At 39.5% G+C, this 22,021-nt stretch carries 16 protein-coding genes and 3 pseudogenes; 11 read left to right on the plus strand and 8 right to left on the minus strand.

The annotated features are described in order from the left end of the window. Nucleotides 1-474: 474 nt before the first annotated feature. Nucleotides 475-1,743 carry an HhoA/HhoB/HtrA family serine endopeptidase gene (locus H6F62_RS01135; protein WP_190371193.1) on the minus strand — a complete coding sequence of 423 codons (1,269 nt, stop codon included), beginning with the start codon at nucleotides 1,741-1,743 and terminating at the stop codon, nucleotides 475-477. A 661-nt stretch (nucleotides 1,744-2,404) separates the two neighbouring features. On the opposite strand from H6F62_RS01135, the gene H6F62_RS01140 reads away from it, so the two are divergent. Continuing rightward, nucleotides 2,405-2,623, plus strand: a complete 219-nt coding sequence (locus H6F62_RS01140; RefSeq protein WP_137906659.1) for a DUF4327 family protein — start codon at nucleotides 2,405-2,407, stop codon at nucleotides 2,621-2,623. Between the two features lie 205 nt (nucleotides 2,624-2,828). Continuing rightward, nucleotides 2,829-3,446, plus strand: a complete 618-nt coding sequence (locus H6F62_RS01145; RefSeq protein WP_190371111.1) for a Uma2 family endonuclease — start codon at nucleotides 2,829-2,831, stop codon at nucleotides 3,444-3,446. Here H6F62_RS01145 and H6F62_RS01150 read toward each other — a convergent pair. The 3 genes from H6F62_RS01150 to H6F62_RS01160 form a co-directional block, all read right to left on the minus strand. Continuing rightward, a complete protein-coding gene (locus tag H6F62_RS01150) occupies nucleotides 3,432-4,688 on the minus strand; it encodes a protein kinase (RefSeq protein ID WP_190371112.1) in 1,257 nt (418 codons plus the stop codon). The two genes, H6F62_RS01145 and H6F62_RS01150, sit on opposite strands and share 15 nt — an antisense overlap. Nucleotides 4,689-4,728: 40 nt before the next feature. After that, entirely contained in the window at nucleotides 4,729-5,928 is a 1,200-nt protein-coding gene (locus H6F62_RS01155; protein WP_190371113.1) for a serine/threonine phosphatase, read from the minus strand. 198 nt (nucleotides 5,929-6,126) lie between these two features. Further along, on the minus strand, nucleotides 6,127-6,711 hold the full coding sequence (locus tag H6F62_RS01160; RefSeq protein WP_190371114.1) for an rRNA large subunit pseudouridine synthase E: 585 nt from the start codon (nucleotides 6,709-6,711) through the stop codon (nucleotides 6,127-6,129). 65 nt (nucleotides 6,712-6,776) lie between these two features. Between H6F62_RS01160 and H6F62_RS01165 the strand changes: the two genes are divergently transcribed. From H6F62_RS01165 to H6F62_RS20785, 7 genes and pseudogenes are all read left to right on the plus strand, one after another. Next, nucleotides 6,777-7,649, plus strand: coding sequence for a phosphodiester glycosidase family protein (locus tag H6F62_RS01165; RefSeq protein ID WP_190371115.1), 873 nt, complete (start codon nucleotides 6,777-6,779; stop codon nucleotides 7,647-7,649). A 469-nt stretch (nucleotides 7,650-8,118) separates the two neighbouring features. Next, nucleotides 8,119-10,017, plus strand: coding sequence for a molecular chaperone DnaK (gene dnaK / locus H6F62_RS01170; protein WP_190371116.1), 1,899 nt, complete (start codon nucleotides 8,119-8,121; stop codon nucleotides 10,015-10,017). Between the two features lie 416 nt (nucleotides 10,018-10,433). Next, nucleotides 10,434-11,075 carry a hypothetical protein gene (locus H6F62_RS01175; protein WP_137906666.1) on the plus strand — a complete coding sequence of 214 codons (642 nt, stop codon included), beginning with the start codon at nucleotides 10,434-10,436 and terminating at the stop codon, nucleotides 11,073-11,075. 244 nt (nucleotides 11,076-11,319) lie between these two features. Further along, nucleotides 11,320-11,640: a hypothetical protein gene (locus H6F62_RS01180; RefSeq protein ID WP_190371117.1), complete on the plus strand. Its 321-nt coding sequence runs from the start codon at nucleotides 11,320-11,322 to the stop codon at nucleotides 11,638-11,640. Further along, a pseudogene (locus tag H6F62_RS01185) lies at nucleotides 11,637-12,005 on the plus strand (aspartyl protease). The gene H6F62_RS01180 and the pseudogene H6F62_RS01185 overlap by 4 nt, the downstream one beginning before the upstream one ends. Before the next feature lie 653 nt (nucleotides 12,006-12,658). Next, nucleotides 12,659-12,928 carry a DUF2281 domain-containing protein gene (locus H6F62_RS01190; RefSeq protein ID WP_028084968.1) on the plus strand — a complete coding sequence of 90 codons (270 nt, stop codon included), beginning with the start codon at nucleotides 12,659-12,661 and terminating at the stop codon, nucleotides 12,926-12,928. Next, a pseudogene (locus H6F62_RS20785) lies at nucleotides 12,925-13,155 on the plus strand (hypothetical protein). Before H6F62_RS01190 ends, H6F62_RS20785 begins: the two are co-directional and overlap by 4 nt. A gap of 202 nt (nucleotides 13,156-13,357) precedes the next feature. On the opposite strand, the gene thiO reads toward H6F62_RS20785, so the two are convergent. The 3 genes and pseudogenes from thiO to H6F62_RS20790 form a co-directional block, all read right to left on the minus strand. Then, a complete protein-coding gene (thiO, locus tag H6F62_RS01195) occupies nucleotides 13,358-15,361 on the minus strand; it encodes a glycine oxidase ThiO (protein ID WP_190371118.1) in 2,004 nt (667 codons plus the stop codon). Nucleotides 15,362-15,503: 142 nt separating this feature from the next. Further along, entirely contained in the window at nucleotides 15,504-15,956 is a 453-nt protein-coding gene (locus tag H6F62_RS01200; RefSeq protein WP_137906669.1) for a hypothetical protein, read from the minus strand. A 16-nt stretch (nucleotides 15,957-15,972) separates the two neighbouring features. Next, nucleotides 15,973-16,207: pseudogene (locus H6F62_RS20790) on the minus strand ((2Fe-2S)-binding protein); the annotation flags it as partial. A gap of 373 nt (nucleotides 16,208-16,580) precedes the next feature. Here H6F62_RS20790 and cimA point away from each other — a divergent pair. Further along, a complete protein-coding gene (gene cimA, locus H6F62_RS01205; RefSeq protein WP_137906670.1) occupies nucleotides 16,581-18,206 on the plus strand; it encodes a citramalate synthase in 1,626 nt (541 codons plus the stop codon). A gap of 367 nt (nucleotides 18,207-18,573) precedes the next feature. Beyond that, complete coding sequence (locus H6F62_RS01210; RefSeq protein ID WP_137906671.1) at nucleotides 18,574-19,992, plus strand: glycosyltransferase family 2 protein; 1,419 nt, start codon at nucleotides 18,574-18,576, stop codon at nucleotides 19,990-19,992. A gap of 181 nt (nucleotides 19,993-20,173) precedes the next feature. Here the strand turns inward: H6F62_RS01210 and H6F62_RS01215 are convergent, their stop codons facing one another. Beyond that, nucleotides 20,174-21,973: an aspartate kinase gene (locus H6F62_RS01215; RefSeq protein WP_190371119.1), complete on the minus strand. Its 1,800-nt coding sequence runs from the start codon at nucleotides 21,971-21,973 to the stop codon at nucleotides 20,174-20,176. Nucleotides 21,974-22,021 lie beyond the last annotated feature (48 nt).

Consider the following 22,021-nt stretch of genomic DNA (forward strand, 5'->3'; position numbering starts at 1 on the left):
GCACCACAAGAGTTTTATTATTAATATTATTATTATTAATTAATATCACAAGAAGATGCCCGCACCACAAGAGTTTTATTATTAATATCTGTACTTCATAATATCGGGAACTGCTGTAACTCCTGATCATCTTGATCAATATCGTGTTCCTAACGCTGACGAGTGGATAACACAGCAATTAAGTTATGTACTATTACTATAATATCCCCAAGGAACGGACTAAGTAGGTGAACGAAAAAAAACCGACATAAGTAACCAAAAGTAAAGTTGCCCAAAACCTCTTTCCTGTTAAGAGTTAAGAGTTCCCTGTCAACTGTCATGTCAACTGTCATGTCAACTGTCAACTGTCAACTGTCAACTGTCAACTGTCAACTGTCAACTGTCAACTGTCAACTGTCAACTGTCAACTGTCAACTGTTAAGAGTTCCCTAAAACTAAAAAACTTTGTACCTCAAGAGCATGGGAACTGCTATATTAACTGTTTTTATTAACTGGTAAAGGTGCGGGTTTAACTAAAACTTGAAAAATTCTGCCATTACGCTCTACTTGCACTTGTAAAGGAATACCAATTTTACTATTTTCTACTAGTTTTTGCACTTCATCAACTTTCAAAACTGGTTGATTATTAATACTTTTAATCACATCTCCTGGTCGTAGTCCAGCAATAGCTGCGGGTGAGTTGGGAACAATTTTAACTAATAAAATTCCTTGACTTGCGGCTAAATTGATTCTATCACCAAATCTAGTAGTTATTTTTTCCTTGACTTCCGGTGTGAGTGTCGGTGTGAGTGTTACCATTTGTATTCCCAAATAAGGATGATCAACTCTACCTTTAGCAATTAATTCTTCGGCAATTTTTTGGACTGTATTTATAGGAATGGCAAATCCTAAACCCTGAGCGCCTTGAATAATTGCTGTATTCATGCCAATAACTTCACCACGGGCATTTAATAATGGTCCACCGGAGTTTCCGGGGTTAATTGCTGCGTCTGTTTGTAAATAATCAACGCGCTTATCACTCGCACCAATATCACTACTAGAACGATCTGTAGCGCTGATAATTCCAGAGGTGACAGTATTATTTAAACCCAAAGGATTACCAATAGCAATCACAGCTTCTCCTGGTTGTAAGGTGTCAGATTTACCTAGGGCTAGGGTGGGTAATTTATTCGCATCAATTTGAATAACCGCCACATCCGTGACTGCATCCTCTCCTAATACTTTACCTTTAAAAGTTCGGCCATCTTTAAGAGTAACTGTAACTAAATCAGCACCGTCTACAACATGAGAATTGGTGAGAATTTGTCCAGATGAATTAATTATAAACCCAGAACCGCTGCCTCTTTCTACTCTTGATCTGGGTTGTGATGGAATTACATTACCAAAAAAGCCGCGAAAAAAGGGATCAGAAAATTCGTCAGGAACTTGAGTAGTGACGGTTCTAGTTGAATCAATGCGAACTACAGCATTACCAGTTTTTTGGACTACTTTAACGACAAAGTTAGGATCTCCAGAGGAGGAAAAGATCGGAGGAGGAGCAATTTCTGGTTTGGGTACGGTGGTTTTTTCCCCTTGGTCGTTACTGGTTTCTACGGATGTGGTTTTCTTCAAACTGTTGCAACCTCCCAGCATGAAAACGATTACACCACAGGCTGCAATCCATTTTTTTCCCTTATTTGCCAATTTTTGCCCTAAAAACCTGGTATTAATATTTTTAGCTGATTTATGATTATTGATTCTCATCATCTTTCTTTTCAAAAAATATTGAAGGTAAATTGTAGCTAAGTTTATCAGATTATCATAATTCGTCCCTGACTTTGTGGACGCTACTAAGCAAGGGGGTCGCACCCCAACAAATTCCTTCGGGGAAAGGCACTTTTGGTACAATCCCAAAAATAATTGTGTCTAAAACACTTGCCATTATTCCATAGATATGTTGTAATATGTTAAGAATTAAAATAAAATAAACGAACGAAATATAATATGCAGCCATCGAGCCGCAAAGATAACCATGGTTAACTATCTTTCACACAAAACATTTATTCCACAACTAAATTTGAAAAATTCCCATCCATCCCCAAAAAAAATTTAAATTTGAAAAATCCCTGTCAATCTTCTCTAACTGCGTTATGATAACTATCACAGGACTAAAAACCTTGTAGACCGCAAATCGTCACTACTATTTGCCTAATTGGCCTTTAGTGGTAGTAATTACCGTACAAAACCGAAACCGAAACCGAATTCTCTAGCAATTTACTATCATTAGTTATGGTACACTGGAAAAGTTAGAACTAGCTAGCTATATGCCACCAACCATAATTGCTCCACGCACAGGTAATAATTGCTAACGGAAAGCTGTTTTAATCAAGCATTTACACACAAAAATCTGAAATACACCGAGGTTATGATTCAGCAAGTAATTCACCCCATGGTGAAATTGCAACGTAACGTGCAATCACTGGTAGAATCCAATATTATCAAACCCCATGATAGAATTTGGAAGATTGCCTTACTCTATGGCGATGAGTGGCAACATTGGAAACAAGAGTTGTTAGACTTTGGATTTAGCACCCAAGATCCAATTAGCGATTTATTGGCGGTAGAAACATGGGACGACGAATAAACATTTATTGTATACCAGCTATTTCTCTGTAATAGATTCAGGCGCAAATACTCCTACCTGTAGCATAGCAATGGGCTTGCGTCCCATTGTCCTTGCTTTAATGGTGGGTGAAATTAGCCACAATTCTATTATAGATTTAGCACAATAAAAATAGACATTTCAGTATCCTAACATACTCAGCCATCTTGATGAAGGCAGATAAATTATGGTTCAAGCCTTACCGAAAGCCAAATTAGTAACCTTTGAGGAGTTTATTAAATGGAAACCAGAAGGCGGATTTTATGAACTGCATGATGGGGAAATTATCGAGATGAACCCACCATTAGGAAAACACGAAAGCAGAACAGGGTTTTTGTCCAGAAAACTGACAGTTGAGTTTGACCGATTAAATCTTCCCTATTTTATTCCTAAACAGGCACTAGTTAAACCACCAACAACGAAATCAGTCTATTGTCCAGATGTTTTGTTGATAGATTCCACTAACTTAGTTAATGAACCGTTATGGGAGAAAGAGTCAACTGTTATCCAGAGTGATTCCGTACCATTACTTATTGAAGTTGTCAGCACAAATTGGCGAGTTGATTACTATAGAAAATATAGTGATTATGAAGAAATGGGAATTAAAGAATACTGGATTGTTGATTATCAACCTTTTGGCGCTTCTAAATTCGTTGGTGAACCAAAAGAGCCGACTGTATCAGTTTGTTCTTTAATCGGTGATGAATATCAAATAAAGCAGTTTAGAGACAATGATCAAATAATTTCACAAGTTTTCCCTAAATTGAACCTCATCGCTAACCAAATTCTTCTATCTGCTGACTGATTTTAATGCCTGAGCTAACTCTTGTGCGGTATGATAACGACGCGCGGGTAAAGGTTCGGTAACGCATTCAATGACCTGTCTTAACTGATTAGTAATGGCGGGTATACCCTTAACATCAAAGCGAAAATTTCGCCCCTGTTGACGATAGAATTTTAAAGGATTTTCCCCAGTTAATAAGAAAATTAGCGTTGGACCAATAGCATATAAATCAGATTGGGTAAGTGGTTGTCCGCGTTCCTGTTCAGGAGCGCAATAACCCTCAGCGCCGATTCTTGTCCCTGGTTTTGTACCAATTTCCTTGACAGCCCCAAAATCTAAAACCACAATACTATTATTACTACCCCGCACCATCAAATTAGCTGGTTTAATGTCCCGGTGAATTAGTGGCGGTTCTTGGCTATGAAGATAATTTAGAATATCACAAGTTTGTACCATCCAGGCGATCGCTTGTGGAGGTGTGACAGGTCCTGTTAACAAAATCCGTTTTTCTAGATCTTGTCCGTGAATTAATTCCATGGCCAGGTATTTTTTACCATCTTCCACAAAGAAATCATAATACTTAGGAATTCCCTCATGATTAAGGTATTTGAGAATACTTGCCTCTCTCTCAAATAACTCTCGGGCTTTGGGAATTTTTGCCATATCAGCATTCATTTGTTTTAATACCAGCAATTGTGGTACATTAGTAGTATGACCTGTAGCATCCCAAGCTAAATAGGTAGTACCCATGCCACCTTTACCCAAGGTGCGTATTACTTGATAATAGCGAATAGTCTTTTGTACGAAAATGGGTTGGCCACAATGAACACAAAATATATTTCCCGGATCATTTCCTTCATGGGTACAACGAGAAGCAGAAGATACAGGTTTTATCACCTGATTAATTTCCCCAGCCAGGGAGGATAAAGGGGGAGTAATTACGGGAGATAATTTCTGAATTTGCACCTGGATTAAAGGTCCACCTATCGCCAATTGCAGGAGAGAATTATCTGTGAGTATAGACTTGGTAATTAAACTACCATTAAGGAAAGTGCCATTAGTACCTTGACTAATGATTTCCCAATTGTATCCCTGGGGATTAGTAGTATGTCTTAGTTCTAAATGATATCTAGAAACAGAATTATCACTCAAGACAATGTGATTATCTACCGCTCGACCAATGCGAATGACGGTAGAATCTTGAAAGTGCCACTGCTGGAGCGGTGTTTTTGTGATTTTTTCTAATAGAGTCAAAGTAATCACAATACAACCTAAAACCTCAGAACAAAAAACTAACAAAAAACTAAATTGATGACAAAGCGGGTTGAGATGGGGAGACTTTTACTCGTACAAGTATAGCCGTAATGTTATCATGACCATTATATTCATTGCCCAACTCAATTAAATTTTGAATACCCATTTCTAAGTCACTATCATAACTCAATAAAGGTTGAAGATGAGTTTGCCAGTGAGTTTCTAAGCATTCATTATCTGATAAACCATCTGATACCAACAGCAGAAGCATATCCTCATGAATATCAAAAACAGATACATCGGGATCGAGGTAATTTTGATCACGCGGACCAAGAGCCTGGGTGAGTTGGTAGGCATCGGCGCGGCCATAAGCTATAGTTGGTTCTACACCCCTGGAAATTTCCCGTTGACCGACTTCATGATCTATAGTTAGTTGTACTAGTCCTTCCCTGGGAGTTAGGCAATAAAGACGACTATCTCCCACATGAGCGATCGCTGCTTGCTGATCCTGAAGTAACAACATTACCAAAGTAGTACCCATGCGCCCCATTCCCGAACGGGCTTGTTGTTGATTCAGGTCGTAAATGGCTTGGTTAGCTAAATAAACCGCCTCTTTAATACTTTCCTGATTAGGTAATTCCCCGCTAGTCCAGGTTTGTTGAAAGTATTTACGGATAGTATTCACAGCCAATTTACTGGCCACTTCACCTCCGGCATGACCACCCATACCATCACAGAGAATATACAAACCCCTCTTTGTGAGACTAGCACCCTCTGGTAATTCTTGTTTGTGAACTTTGCTATCAATAGCAAAATAGTCTTCATTATGATTTCGTTGACGACCAGTATCAGTATATGCCGCATATTCCCAACTAACTAACGGAGGGGATAGCGGTATATTTGTCATCTGATCACTGACAATTCTGTCCTCCGTTTCATGGTCTAAGTCTAATTGCAAGATAGTCAGGGAAGAATCCGGGTTTTCTCCAGACGATACTTCCACCGTATCCGTGGATATTTCTGACATAGACAACAGAGAACAAGTATTTTCCAATTGTGTCAGAGTTTGCATCTGCTCAGACTCAATATCCCTTAACCGTATATCCGCGTCACCAAAATAATTTATATCTAATACCACATTATCATGGGTATCAATGCGGATTTTATCAGTTAGGGAAGTGCCACAATTTTGACAGAATTTATTATGATCAGAGTTGGGAAATGTACACTGGGGGCAAATCAGCATCATAGAAGTTCCTTGATTTTCCTTTTTCAGGAATCAATTGGCATTGATTATATATAAGATAATACTGGTATTTTACCTAAGGGCAAAATTCACAAAAGCTTGATTCCTAGATTGAGTTAAGGTAGGTTCACTACGTGAACTATAGGCAAAACCCAACCTATCAAAAAATAGCGAAAGTATTGAGTACTACAGTAGATTAACTTACTTTTCCGGTGCATAATTGAGCCTAGTTAATTCTGTGGGAGTAAGTTCTCGCCATTGTCCTGGTGCTAAATCATGTAATTGAATATTAGCAATACTCACCCGAATCAATCGCAAAGTTGGAAAACCCACAGCGGCCGTCATACGACGAACTTGGCGGTTTTTGCCTTCAGTGAGGGTCATTTCCAGCCAAGCAGTGGGAACACTTTTACGAAATCTAATGGGGGGAGTGCGTTGTGTCACCGATGGTTCTTCTAACAATAACCTAACTTGGGCGGGGGCAGTGCGATAATCTTGAATTTTCACTCCAGTTTGTAACTGATTAATGGCATCTAGGGTAGGAACGCGTTCCACCTGCGCCCAATAGGTACGTTGATGACCAAAGCGGGGATGAGCGAGACGATGCTGTAACTGTCCATCATTTGTTAACAACAGTAGTCCTTCACTATCCCAGTCCAAACGCCCCACAGGATAAACGTCGGGAACATCTATATACTGTTTGAGAGTGATATGTTGAGGACTTTCTTGAGTAAATTGGCTCAGGACTCCATAGGGCTTGTGAAAAATGATATAGCAATTATTCATAAAATATAGGAGTCAGGAGTCAGAAACAAGAAGAAAGAAGAAATCAGAGTTAATAAAAATCAATTATGCCAATTACTAAAATCAGCCGTAGATCCTTTTTATTTCTTAGTGGAGCAACCCTAGCACAGGGATTAACAATCACATTACCCAGTTACGGCCAAGCTGTACAGGTCAACAAAAGTCAAATTAATGGTATCCCTTTTTATCAGACCATAGTTGACCTCACAGACCCAAAAAACTTAATCACAATGGGTTTAGCCAAAAATGCCACCTTTGCTAACACAATTCAAAAAACCAGTGGTGATGAAGAATTTAATAAATTAGTGCTGCGTTATGGGGCTACAGTAGTAGCCAACGGCACATTTTCCGCCAAAAATCCCCAAAAAACAGTTATGGGTAACATGATAGCAGGGGGGAAATTTCTCAAATACCGTCCTTGGGAAAACTTTGGTACTACTTTAGGGTTAGGAATTGGCAACAAACCGGAAATAGTCACAGCCAGAGCAGACGGTAGACCAGAATGGAATAAACATTGGTTTTCCCTAACTGGTGGACCGAGACTATTGCGACAGGGGGAAATTTGGCTCAACCCCAGAATTGAAGGTTTTAAAGATCTCTCTGTGTTGGGTAATAGCACTCGAACAGCCATTGGTTTTACCAAAGACGGTACAAAGCTTATTTTAGCGAACTTTGAAATCGCCCTCTCTTTGCAGGAAGAAGCGGAGGCAATGAAAGCCATAGGTTGTTATGAGGCCATGAATTTAGATGGTGGGGCTTCTAGAGCCTTAGCCACCAAAAATACTATTTTAGTTCCTTCCGGCAGACCTTTAACTAATGTAATTGTCATTTATGATGCCACTAATCCTGCTCCTGCTGATTTACAACAGGCATGGCTGAAATTTCAGAAAGGAGAACGTCCTCCCATACCTGCTTCCTGAATAAGACAGGGGGCTGGAGCTAAGGGTTGGGGGAATAATTACCAACCCTCTTATTAGGCAGTAAGGAGTATAATTTTCTCTCTTTAATTCTTAATTTTTAGCTCCCCACAGGGCTTGACGGCAAATACGACTATAAAGTTACGGTTCACCCCAATTCCTGAAAGTATTAATTCTCATACATTAGTCAATGTGAACGCACATTAATTCATGAGATCACTAGACATAATTTATAAAATTCACTGTTCCCTTAACGGTTCGGTAAACCACCCTTAGGCATATGGCTACCACTAAGTTTATATGATAAAAGCCTAGTTTGGGGTTTAATTCCCAGCAGAGCCTAACCCAATTGATTGCCATTGACAATTAGTTAATGCAATTTTATCAAAAAAGAATTCAGTAGTGTTCTGATGCTCTTTTTTTATATTCCCTCTCATTCATTTAGTAATTTTATACGGAGTAAAAAACCAAAATGGCAAAAGTAGTTGGAATTGATTTAGGTACGACTAACTCCTGTGTGGCAGTAATGGAAGGTGGTAAACCCACTGTTATCGCTAATGCGGAAGGTTTTAGAACAACACCCTCCGTAGTTGCCTTTGCTAAAAATGGTGATAATTTAGTCGGTCAAATCGCTAAACGTCAAGCGGTAATGAACCCCGAAAATACTTTTTATTCTGTAAAACGCTTTATTGGTCGTCGTTATGACGAAATCACTAATGAAGCTACAGAAGTTTCCTATAAGGTTCTTGGTAGCGGTGGTAACGTGAAAGTAGATTCTCCTGGTGCTGGTAAACAATTTGCTCCTGAGGAAATATCTGCCAAGGTTCTCCGCAAATTAGTGGAAGATGCTAGTAAGTACCTGGGGGAAACTGTTACCCAAGCAGTAATTACCGTTCCCGCTTATTTCAACGACTCCCAACGTCAAGCCACCAAGGACGCTGGTAAAATCGCTGGTATTGAAGTATTACGGATTATCAACGAACCTACTGCTGCTTCTCTAGCTTATGGTTTTGATAAGAAGAGCAATGAAACTATCCTCGTATTTGACTTGGGTGGTGGTACTTTTGACGTATCTGTACTGGAAGTTGGTGATGGTGTATTTGAGGTATTATCAACCTCTGGTGATACTCACTTAGGTGGTGACGACTTCGATAAAAAAATTGTTGATTTCTTGGCGGAAAAGTTCAAAAAAGATGAAGGTATTGACCTCCGTAAGGACAAACAAGCTTTACAACGTTTAACAGAAGCGGCAGAAAAAGCTAAAATTGAACTTTCTAGCGTTACCCAAGCGGAAATTAACCTACCATTTATCACCGCTACCCAGGACGGACCAAAGCATTTAGATACAACTCTGACTCGCGCCACTTTTGAAGAACTCTGTTCTGATTTAATTGACCGTTGCCGCATTCCCGTGGAAAATGCTCTCAGAGACGCGAAATTAAATAAAACCAATATTGACGAAGTTGTTCTTGTTGGTGGTTCTACTCGGATTCCTGCTGTTCAGGATGTGGTTAAGCGGGTTTTAGGTAAAGAACCTAACCAAAGCGTTAACCCTGATGAGGTGGTAGCTGTTGGTGCTGCTATTCAAGCCGGAGTTTTAGCAGGTGATGTTACAGGTATCTTATTGTTAGATGTAACACCATTGTCTTTGGGTGTGGAAACCTTGGGCGGTGTCATGACTAAGATTATCCCTCGTAACACTACAATTCCCACCAAAAAATCAGAAGTGTTCTCTACTGCTGTAGACGGACAAACTAATGTGGAAATTCACGTTCTCCAAGGTGAGAGAGAATTTGCTAATGATAACAAGAGTTTAGGTACTTTCCGTTTGGATGGTATTCCTCCTGCTCCCCGTGGTGTTCCCCAAATTGAAGTTACTTTTGATATTGACGCTAACGGTATTCTCAATGTTGCGGCTAAGGATAAGGGTACTGGTAAGGAACAATCTATTAGTATAACAGGTGCTTCTACTCTTGACAAGAATGATGTAGAACGCATGGTGAGAGAAGCTGAGAAAAATGCTTCTTCTGATAAGGAGCGCCGTGAAAAAATTGAACGCAAAAACCAAGCTGATACTTTAGCTTATCAAGCAGAAAAGCAGTTACAAGAATTGGGTGATAAAGTCCCCGCTGCTGATAAGACTAAGGTTGAGGGTTTAGTTAAAGAAGTTCGGGACGCTATAGCCAAGGAAGATGATGCTCAAATCCAGAAATTAACACCAGAACTGCAACAAGCTCTGTTTGCTATTGGTAGTAATATTTACCAACAAGCTGGTGGTGATGCTGGTGCTGCTGGCGCTCAATCCCCCGGTGGTGGTTCTGCTCCCTCTGGTGATGATGTCATTGATGCTGATTTCACCGAAAGTAAGTAGTTTTACCACGGTCAGGGCGAGGCGGCTCTGACTTAATTAATACCCACCAGTAGTAAAACTGAGTGGGTATTTTTTTATGCCAACTAATTTATACTATTAATTTAATTTAAGATAGTTCTTCCTTATCAATTTCATGATAACAAATTTAAAAGCAAATGTCAACCCCTTGATCTTCTTTATTGGCGTTTTTTAGGTTAAAATAAATGACACACTTTAATCAAGTGATTAATCATGACAAAATCTACACCGCAAAGGGTTGTCCGTCGTGGTCGAGAATTTCGGGAAATTCAGTGAACCCAAGAACAAAAAGCTCACAGAAAAGCCAGAAGACAGGCTTTTTCTACCTGAGAAGTAATCAATTGTAAAAATAAACTTTTTCTCCCAACTAATTATTAAAAGTAACAAGGTAGATAAAGATGGCTTACAGTGATTTTAAATTAAGTGAAATTATCCAAAAATTTGAATTGACATTAAATGAAGTATCAGGATTATTTGCAGATGTACCAGAGGAAGAACCTAGTAATTTACTAACAACAATCCTCAAGGAAAATGTTGATTTAGCCGTTTCAATTAATACTGAAAAAGCCCGTTCTGAGATGATAATTAGTCCAATTTTACTCGAAGTAAGAAGAAACTTAAATAATGAAATCAGTTTATTTTCGGGAGTAGATTTTAATGTTGATAATCAACAAGGTTTAAATGGTTTTTGTGATTTCCTAATTAGTCTTTCTAAAGAACAGCTTTTTATTCGCGCACCTATAATTACATTGGTAGAAAGTAAAAATGAAAACTTGAAATTAGGTTTAGCTCAATGTATAGCTGAAATGCTGGCTGCTCAATTGTTTAATCAACAAAAACAAAATGCGATTAAGATTGTTTATGGTGCTGTAACTATCGGTACTATTTGGCAGTTTTTGAAGTTAGAAGATAAAACTATTTCCATTGATTTAACCGAATATTATATCAAGGATGTGAAAAAGATTTTAGGAATTTTAATCAGTGCAATAATATTATCAACTCACAAACAATTCATAAATAACAATCCTGTAAATCCTTAAATCCTGGACATCCTGATTCTGACAAAAAAATCCTTACATCTCACAGACAAAATTTTTTGGCAGATCAAGTTAAACTAAACCAGAAAAATTAGGTAAATAAAATTTTTCTGGCTGGAATTTGTCAAAAATATCAATAATCCGAGTCACATCTGCGAAATGTGAGGTGCAAGCAAAAGCCTCGATGATTTTTAATAGTCGTTTTTTAGGTTAAAATGGACAATACACTTTAATCAGGTGATTAATCATGACAAAATCTACACCGCAAAGGGTTGTCCGTCGTGGTCGAGTATTTCCCGAAATTCAGTGGACCCAAGAACAAAAAGCTCACAGAAAAGCCAGAAGACAAGCTTTTTCTGATCGTTGTTGGGTAATTTTTGAGCGGTTAAAACCGGAAATACTTGATAAATACTATGGTTGGTATATTGCTATTGAACCTGATAGTGGGGATTATTTTATTGATCAGGATCAAGAGGTAGCTAGTAGAATGGCTAGAGAAAAGTATCCTCATGTTATTCATCATATTTATGGCATTAATGAAACGGGAGTTAGTGGCAGCATAAGATAGAGGGTAGATTTGGAGATAAAGGTCAAATTTATTTGGAAATTGATTTAATTGATGGAGATAATTTCAGTTTTCCTGTAGAAACAATGTTAGACACAGGATTTACTGAATATTTAGCCATGAATAAACAAGATTTACAAAGTCTTGATTGGCCTTTTTTAAGACAAAATAAATTAAGAACTGCTCAAGGAGAAACTGATTTTGATGTTTATCATGGTAGGGTGATTATAGATGGTCAAGAGTGGGAAATTCCTGTATTTGCTGGAGATGAAATACAGTAAATTTTACTGGGTTCTCGATGGTTGAAGTTGTTTGTTTTAGTTGCTAATTATGGTGAAGATAGGGTCAGTTTAGAGTTAAATAAATAAATTTTAAAACTATATTTAGTTTACACTTCCAGAAATATTAGATATAGATATCATTCTCAAAAATTAATTTTAGAATTAGTACAAAGAATGCTGGTTTACAAATTCTCAACCTATAGCTGTTAGGAGTTAGAAGTAATGTTTGGATTAACAGAATGGCAAAAAACCCATTAAAAACCATTCCTAAACTGTTAAATAAGGGACTAATTAATAGACATCTCCGACTTCTGGAAGAAGCCGGAGATCTAAGTACAAAAAAACTAACCTGTAATCGTTCCCGTTACAGGAGAACTAGCACTAGCATACTCTTTAATAGGCATTCTACCCGACAAATAAGCTATACGACAGCATCATCAGTTAATTTCCTGCTGTATAATATTTATATATATTTTTCCTGATCAATCTAACAGCTTACTATCACGGCAGACACGGCAGATTTTGTCATAATATAAAGATAGGATTCCCATAACTAATTACGCTTTATCAACATTATAAGGAGTAGAAAAAGCCATTAAAACCAATGAAGCAACAGCTACAGATTGGATAAATCAACAATTGGCAATATTAGGAATTGATCTCAAAAATGGAGAAGAAAATAAAAATTAATGCTAATGTCATTTATAATAGAATAATAGCCTAGTAGTAGAGGTGAAACTATGACCATTGAACAAGCTGTTTTAGAAAACCTGCGAGAGTTACCAACCGATAAACAACAAGAAGTTTTAGATTTTATTCAATTTCTCAAACATAAACTGTCACAAATAAAAGAACAAGTACAGGAAAAACCATTACAGAATAAAGGAGATAGCTTTTGGGAAGGGGTTTTAAGGTTTCGAGAAACAATTGAAAGAGAAGGAATTGAATTTACAGATGAAGATTTTGCTAATTTAAGAGATCGTAGTCCAGGACGCGAGATTGATTTATGACAGTTCGCTTTTTACTAGACTCTAATATTATCTCAGAACCGAGTCGGCCAATTCCCAATACTCAGGTTTGAGATCAATTAAATCGCTATCGTTCAGAAGTAGCAGTAGCAAGTCTTATTGCGAGTATTGCGTTCTGTAATGACTTGATTTTAGTAACAAACAATATGGCAGATTTTCAGGATTTTGAGGATCTGATAATTGAGAATTGGTTTATTACAGTTGATTAAATTGAGGTAAATTACAGCAGTTATCCGTTTATGAAGTACAGATATTAATAATAAAACTCTTGTGGTGCGGGCATCTTGCCCGCACAAGGTGTACCTCACTCAAAGCTACTTGCTGTATGATAGAAAGGGACAATACTTGCCATTGAAATTAGACAGCGATTCCGACTTCTGGAAGAAGCCGGGGATCTAAGTACAAAAAAAACTAACCAGTAATCGTTCCCGTTATAGGAGAACTGGCACTAGCATACTCTTTAATAGGCATTCTACCGGACAAATAAGCTATGCGACCCGCCACAGTTGCTAAATTCATCGCATAAGCCATGGCTGGAGCATTTTCAGCCAAAGCGATCGCACTATTAATTAATAACGCATCTGCCCCCAATTCCATCGCCTCAGCGGCTTGTGAAGGCGCACCAATACCCGCATCTACCACCACTGGTATTTTAGCATTTTCAATAATAATCCGAATATTGGCGGTAGTTTTCAGCCCTTGTCCAGAACCAATGGGTGCGGCTAAAGGCATCACAGTGGCACAACCAACCTCTTCTAACCGCTTTGCTAACATAGGGTCAGCATTAATATAAGGTAATACAGCGAAACCTTCTTTTACCAATTTTTCTGCCGCTTGTAAAGTACCTATAGGATCTGGAAGTAAATATTTAGGATCAGGTATAACTTCTAACTTGACAAAATTATTATCCTCTTGTCCCAATAATTTCGCCATTTCTCGTCCCAAGCGTGCCACCCGAATGGCCTCCTCCGCAGTTTGACAGCCAGCAGTATTAGGTAACATCCAAATTTTACTCCAATCTAGCGCCTCTCCTAAACCTTCATGTCCTGGTGCATTAGTTTGTACCCGTCGCACGGCCACCGTCACAATTTGACAACCACTGTTTTCGACACTTTGCTGCATTTCCCGGATACTGCGATATTTACCAGTTCCCGTCATTAACCGAGAACTAAAGCTTTTACCGGCAATAATTAATGGTGAATCTTGAATATTTAGATCTGATAGTCTGGGCGGCGTAGCAATGTCACAAAATGATTTATTTTGGAGCTTGTTTACACTATTAATATTAGTATTAGCGACAGTAGAATTAACGAGCATTGATGTAGTAGTAGATGACACAGCAGAAAAACGGGAATAGTGGAAATTAGGTAAAAGAGGATCTGTTTTTTGTTCGCAAATCAAATCAGCAATTAATATCGCTGTCACAGGTGCGAGTAAAATTCCATTGCGGTAATGACCAGTAGCCAAAGTTAAATTAGGACAATGACTAGCACCCAAAATAGGTAATTCATCGGAGGTAGCTGGACGAAATCCCCACCAAAGTTCTTGAAGAGGATAATTTTCTAATTGGGGATACAAGCGAATAGCTGATTGTAGTAAACTTTGAATCCCGACCGGGGTATTATCAGCAGTAAATCCCACATCTTCATTAGTTGCACCAATAATGATAGAACGATTGCGTCGGGGGACAATATAAATACCTTCTCCAAATAATACCCTAGTTAGGGGTAATTCATTGAGACAATCCGGGACTCGTAAACTCAACATTTGTCCTTTGCGGGGGCGCACTGATAAAGGTAATAATTGATTTACCCAAGCACCAGCGGTTAAAAGATAATGGTCAGCCCGAAATAAACCTATATTAGTTTGGACACCAATCACTTTTCCCTGTTGTTGAGAAATAGCTTCTACGGTAACTCCGTCTTGAAATATAATACCCTTATACTCCGCCGCAGTCCGTAGAACCTTAATTAAAGCCCGGTTATCAACTTGCCCATCTTCAGGATACCACCAACCACCGACCACATCCTGACCCAAACCTGGTTGATATTGGTTAATAGTATCTTTATTCAACCAGTGGGCGTTTCTATATCCCGTATTTTGTGGTTGTTGATAAACCGGTGCGAGGATACCGCAAGGCCAATAACCTGTATTGTTTACATCCTTTTGTCCAGTTAATTCTGCTAATTTTTCTGTCCAATTTAAGTATAAATCGCGCGATCGCCGACACAAAGACAACATCGGCTCATTAGTAATATTTTCCGCTTCAGGGGCTAACATTCCGGCGGCGGCGTGGCTGGCAGCAGCAGTAAAATCACGCGAAATTACAGTTACATTAGCACCCCGTAATTTCATTTCAAGACCGCAAGCCAACCCGATAATACCACCACCAATAATTAAAACATCATTAGTCATTAGTCATTAGTCATTAGTCTAGTAAATAACTAATAACTCATAAAGGCTAACAAAGGGAGTAGAATTTAGGTCATTGGTCATTAGTTATTTGATTTTGACCGTTGACCATTGACCATTGATTTTTAACTTAATTTATCTCTAGTTACCACAAAGCTCGAATTGGTTGTTTGTCCTGATTAACATTACTACTAGAATTTGATAGCCCGCGTGGTGTAGCCATGTCACTATCTGTACTTGCCGTTTCCTTGGTAGAATCAGAACCTTGGTCACTAGTGCTTGTTTCTTGTGTAGTGTTAGAAGAATTACCTGAATTTTCAGTAGAAACATTACCTTGAGCTACATTAGTGCGGCGGCTTTCACTGTTAGAATCATTGCTTTTAATCGTTTCCGACTCATTGCTAGGATTATTTTCCGCATCATTACCTCCACCTGCACTATTAACATTAATATTAGCTGGGAGAACACTGGATGCTCTGCGTCCTTGTGGAACATTAGCACTTTGTTGTCCGCCCATAGGAAAGTTAATTCCCAGCAGCGTACCTAGCAAAATTGCTACGCCGCCAGCCATCAAAATTAAGGGTGTCCATCTACCCATCTTGTTTGTCTCCTTTTTAACCTTTTGGTGTCCAAACTATTGAAGAACCTTGACCCCAAAAACCGTGAAATTTAGTCACTTTAACAGTAGCTAAAACCTGAGTTTGATCAATCAAACCCAAATTACTTGTAGGAGAATGGGGAAGAAGGGAACGCAGAAGAATGCTCAGACCAATTTACTGCGGACACTTCGCCTTCTACCTTAACCGCACAAGTACCATAAGTGCCAATTCCTTTCCTCATATTTAACAGGATTTTGGGGATCATTTCCTTTGCTTGTCTTCAGGATGAAAACAGCTTAGAATTGAATTATTAACAACCGTCGGTACAGCGGACGAGCCGAGTCATGGTTTTTGCTAAAGGTTTTCCAGGGGAAGAATAAGTACTGAATGGTTTTAGGGTTTCCTGCATGGGTAACATGAGTTAAATCCCCAAGGGGATAGTGGCGAAGCTTTGAGACTGGAAGTAGGAAGAAAATATGAAGCTTCGCTACACTTCCTCAGAGCAATTGTTAGCATTTTTGTATGGCCTGATGAAACTACCAAAATAGCTTTTTGTTGTTTATTGGCGTGCAGCCAAGTTATCTCTCAGGTGTCAGTGTTGAATCAAAGGTTCAACAATTTTTATGACCAAAACTCCCTCAAATCAACTTTGGCTCTATGACACTACTCTCCGGGACGGGACCCAACGGGAAGGACTTTCAGTGTCCATAGAAGATAAGTTACGCATTGCTCACCGACTCGATCAATTAGGGATTCCTTTTATTGAAGGTGGTTGGCCAGGCGCAAATCCTAAAGATGTCGAGTTTTTCTGGCAACTTCAGGAAAATCCCCTCAAACAAGCGGAAGTTGTTCCCTTTTGCTCTACCCGTCGTCCTCATACCAAACCCCCAGATGAACCCATGCTGCAAGCGATTTTGGCGGCAGGTACTCGCTGGGTGACTATTTTCGGTAAATCCTGGGATTTGCACGTTACAGCCGGACTCAAGACCAGTCTAGAAGAAAATTTAGCCATGATTGGTGACACAATTGAGTATCTGTGTTCTCAAGGACGACGGGTAATTTACGATGCTGAACATTGGTTTGATGGTTATAAGCAAAATCCTGATTATGCTTTACAAACCTTGACAACGGCCATGACCGCCGGTGCGGAATGGTTGGTTTTATGCGATACCAATGGTGGGACTTTACCTCATGAAGTTACACAAATTGTTCAGGATGTTAATTGTCATTTATCAATGGCCAATGGTCAATGGTCAACAACTCCGCAAATAGGAATACATACTCATAATGATTCAGAAATGGCGGTAGCTAATGCTCTAGCAGCAGTTATGGCGGGTGCAACAATGGTACAAGGGACAATCAACGGTTATGGAGAACGCTGCGGTAATGCTAATCTGTGTTCTCTGATTCCTAATTTACAGCTAAAGCTGGGTTATAGTTGTATCGCCCAACACCAGCTACATCAACTGACAGCGGCCAGTCGTTTTGTCAGTGAAGTTGTCAATCTCGCTCCTGATGAACACGCACCTTTTGTAGGGCGTTCCGCTTTTGCCCATAAAGGCGGTATTCATGTATCAGCGGTAGAACGCAACCCTTTAACCTATGAACATATTCAACCAGAACAAGTCGGAAATACGCGCCGCATTGTCATTTCCGAACAGTCTGGACTAAGTAATGTTTTGGCTAAAGCCCGGACTTTTGGTATTGAGTTAGACAAGGATCATCCCCAAGCTAGACAAATTCTCCAGAGAATGAAAGAATTGGAAAATGTCGGCTATCAATTTGAGGCGGCAGAGGCGAGTTTTGCCCTGTTGATGTATGATGCTTTAGGTCTGCGTCAACAGTTTTTTGAAATCAATGGTTTTCAAGTCCATTGTGATTTAATTCAGGGGAAAGAAACAACCCATTCTTTAGCAACTATTAAAGTAACTGTCAATGGTGAAAATATTCTGGAAGCTGCGGAAGGTACTGGACCTGTAGCGGCTTTGGATGCCGCTTTGCGTAAGGCTTTGGTTAACTTTTATCCGCAAATTGCCACCTTTGAGTTAACAGATTATAAAGTTAGAATTTTGAATGGAAATACCGGAACTGCGGCGAAAACTCGTGTCTTAGTTGAATCTCGGAATATTCAACAACGCTGGACAACTGTTGCCGTTTCTAAGAATATCTTAGCTGCTTCCTATCAAGCAGTGGTTGAAGGTTTGGAATATGGTTTATTATTACATTTCCAAGCAGAAAACTATGCTTGAAAGTTGAGCCATAAATGGGTAAATATAGCAGTATAGCAGTGGGTTGTGAACGGATTTTTTTGAACTAACCTACACTGGACAGAGGACGCAGAAGTAGAGAAAAGGATCGCTATATGTCCCGGACTTCTTGAAAAAGTCCGGGATATGTATAATTATGTATGTAGAATTAATGTAATAGCCGCTTTCACTCGGTGACGGGGAGAGGGGAAGAGGGGGAGAGGGGGAGACAAGAAGAGGAATTATGCTCTATCTATTCCCTTTAGGACTCTTTAGAACTATATTAATTAGGTAGCTAGTAATCTGTTACAGAATCGGTCTGTAATTTAAGGCTACATACATAAAATAGCTGTTTTTAATTATATAACCTATGCCAGCAAATTCCTGGCCTGAAAACAATACTGATCACGGAAACTCTGATCCCCTTGACCTGATCTTACCTGACCTCTCAGAAAATAAAGAATCAGAATACCTACAACCAAGACGATTTAAAGCCCGTAGAGGCAAAGCTGCTTTAGTTTTAACTATAGTCTGGAGTGGGACTATTACCCTACATCTAGTTTCTTGGGGTTCGATATTTATCCTGGGACTGACAACAATACTGGGAATTCATGCCTTGGGGATTATTTTTACCAAACCCCGCGACCATTCCCCAAAGATAGAGGCAGATTTGCCTTTTGTGTCTGTGTTAGTGGCTGCTAAAAATGAAGAAGCAGTAATTGGCAGATTAGTTAGGAATCTGTGTAATTTGGAATACGGCAATGGTCAATATGAAGTCTGGATTATTGATGATAATAGTACAGATAATACACCCCAATTATTAGCAGAACTCAAGCAGGAATATCAACAACTGAATGTATTTAGGCGTTCCCCCCAAGCTAGTGGCGGAAAATCGGGAGCATTGAATCAAGTATTGCAACTGATAAAGGGAGACATTATTGCTGTATTTGATGCTGATGCCCAAGTGACACCAGATATGCTATCACAAGTAGTTCCTTTGTTTCAAAAAGAACAGGTAGGGGCTGTACAAATGCGAAAAGCGATCGCCAATGCTCCAGAAAATTTTTGGACTAAGGGACAAATGGCGGAAATGTTCTTGGATATCTGGTTTCAACAACAGCGGACTGCTATTGGTGGTATTGGTGAACTCCGAGGTAATGGTCAATTTGTCCGTCGTCAAGCCCTAGTAAGTTGCGGTGGTTGGAATGAGGAAACTATCACCGATGATCTTGATTTAACTATCCGCTTACATTTAGATAAGTGGGATATTGAATGTGTTTTTCATCCCCCAGTGGAGGAAGAAGGTGTTACCAATGCTACAGCCCTTTGGCATCAACGTAACCGCTGGGCGGAAGGTGGTTATCAACGTTATTTAGACTACTGGGATCTGATCCTCAAAAACCGTATGGGGACAAAGAAAACCTGGGATTTGTTGATCTTTATGGTGACAATGTATATCTTGCCAACGGCGGCAATACCAGATATATTAATGGCGATCGCTCGTCATCGTCCACCTATGTTAAGTTCTGTAACTGGGTTATCTCTAGGGATGTCAGTTATAGGTATGTTTGCGGGTTTAAAGCACATCCATAAGGCTACCCCAAGGCTATCAGAACAGCTTAAACCATCTACCCATTTAGTGTTACTTTTACAAACCCTTCGCGGCAGTTTATATATGTTGCATTGGTTAGTAGTCATGAGTAGCACCACAGCGCGAATGTCGTTCCGACCAAAACGTTTAAAATGGGTAAAAACTGTCCATAAAGGTGTGGAAAAATCAATTTTGTAATTAGGTAATATAGCAATTCCCATTCAAGTTAGGTACAAGAATCAGAATTAAACGCAGATAAACGCGGATAAACGCAGATAATTTTGTACTTCATTAGACTAGGATTCGCTATCAGGTTAATACTCCCCGGTCTCAGGACACGGGGATTCTTGGTTAAAATAGTTAAACAAGCTGATTATCTTCAAGCGGGAACTACAAAATTTTCACTCCCAGCTAAATCAAAAGCCGCGTGAATAACTTGTAAAGCTTTCACACCTTCATCAATACCTACAACACAACTAATTTTAATTTCTGAGGTAGCAATCATTTGAATGTTGATTTGATTTTGCGCTAAAGCTGTAAACATTTTCGCGGCAATTCCTGGTTGTCCTACCATACCAGAACCAACAATACTAACCTTAGCGATCGCACTATCTAATATTACCTCACCCCAATCAAATTCCGCTGCGACTTGTGTAAGTTTTTCTTGAGCGATTTCTGCATCTATTTTAGCCACAGTAAACGCGATATCCCGACGGGGAACACCGTCTACCACCCGACAACGTTGGGATTGAATAATCATATCCACACTGATGTTATATTCTGCCAAAAATCCGAACAATTTAGCGGCCATACCTGGACGGTCTGGTAATTGACGAATAGCAATCCGGGCTTGATTCCTATCTAAAGCGACACCACGCACAGCGGGGGCTTTAGAGCTAGGATAGGCCAGGGAAGTAGAGGAAGAATTGATTTCAAATGTATCACACAGAGCAACTATAGCGCGATCGCAATCTACAGCATCAACTACACAACTCACCTTGACCTCACTGGTAGAAATCATCTGAATATTCACACCAGCGGCCGCCAAAGTTTTAAACATTTGCGCTGCTACCCCTGGTCTACCAATCATCCCCGCGCCGACAATACTAATTTTTGCAGTATCTTTTTCTACTAAAACCTCCGCCTCATCGGAACTAGGATTGTTTCTCAATGCCGGAGCTATAGCTGATGATACCGCCTCCGCTCGTTTTAATATTGATGTATTTACTGTAAAAGCAATGTCGTTACTATTACCTTCATGAATAGATTGAATAATCAAATCCACATCCACATTTTGCTGGGAAATTTCGCCAAATAACCGGGCTGCTACCCCAGGTTGGTCAGGAACGCGCAATAAAGCCACCTTAGCCTGTTGCATATCAAATTCTATAGCGTCTACAGGGCGAGCTAATTCTAAGTTAATTAACGCCCGATTTCGTCTTAGGGGCGTTGTCACCCAAGTTCCCGGTTGATCTGTCCAACTTGAACGTACCACCAAGGGAACGCCATAATTACGGGCAATTTCCACAGCCCTGGGATGTAATACTTTCGCCCCTAAACTTGCCAATTCCAGCATTTCATCACTGCTGATTTCTGTCAATAATTGGGCTTGGGGGACAATGCGGGGATCTGTAGTTAAAATCCCTGGTACATCTGTATAAATTTCACAAAAATCTGCGCCAATGGCTGCGGCTAAAGCGACTGCGGAAGTATCAGAACCACCACGCCCTAAAGTAGTAATTTCTAATTCTTCTGTGTTGCTAATCCCTTGAAATCCAGCAACCACAACAACTTTACCGTCATTAATCTGCCGCATTAAGCGTTCTGTTTCAATATGTAAAATGCGAGCGCGGGAATGTTCAGCTTCAGTAACAATGCCTACCTGAGCGCCAGTCATAGAAATCGCTGGTTGTCCAATTTCCTGTAATGCCATACTCAATAAGGCAATAGTAACTTGCTCTCCTGTAGAAAGTAGCATATCCATTTCCCGACGGTTAGGGGTTTTAGAGATATCATTAGCTAGTTTAACTAATCCATCGGTAGTTTTCCCCATGGCTGAAACCACTACTACTACAGAATTTCCAGCTTTGACAGTTTTTTCAACTCTACTCGCAACCGCTTGAATACGTTCCACTGAACCAACAGATGTACCACCGTATTTTTGAACTATTAGTGCCATAATCAGTATTTGATGTATTTATTTTAGTTTTATTGGTGAATAAGGCAG

The sequence above is a fragment of the Anabaena sp. FACHB-1391 genome (assembly GCF_014696755.1).
GTDB lineage: Bacteria > Cyanobacteriota > Cyanobacteriia > Cyanobacteriales > Nostocaceae > Dolichospermum > Dolichospermum planctonicum.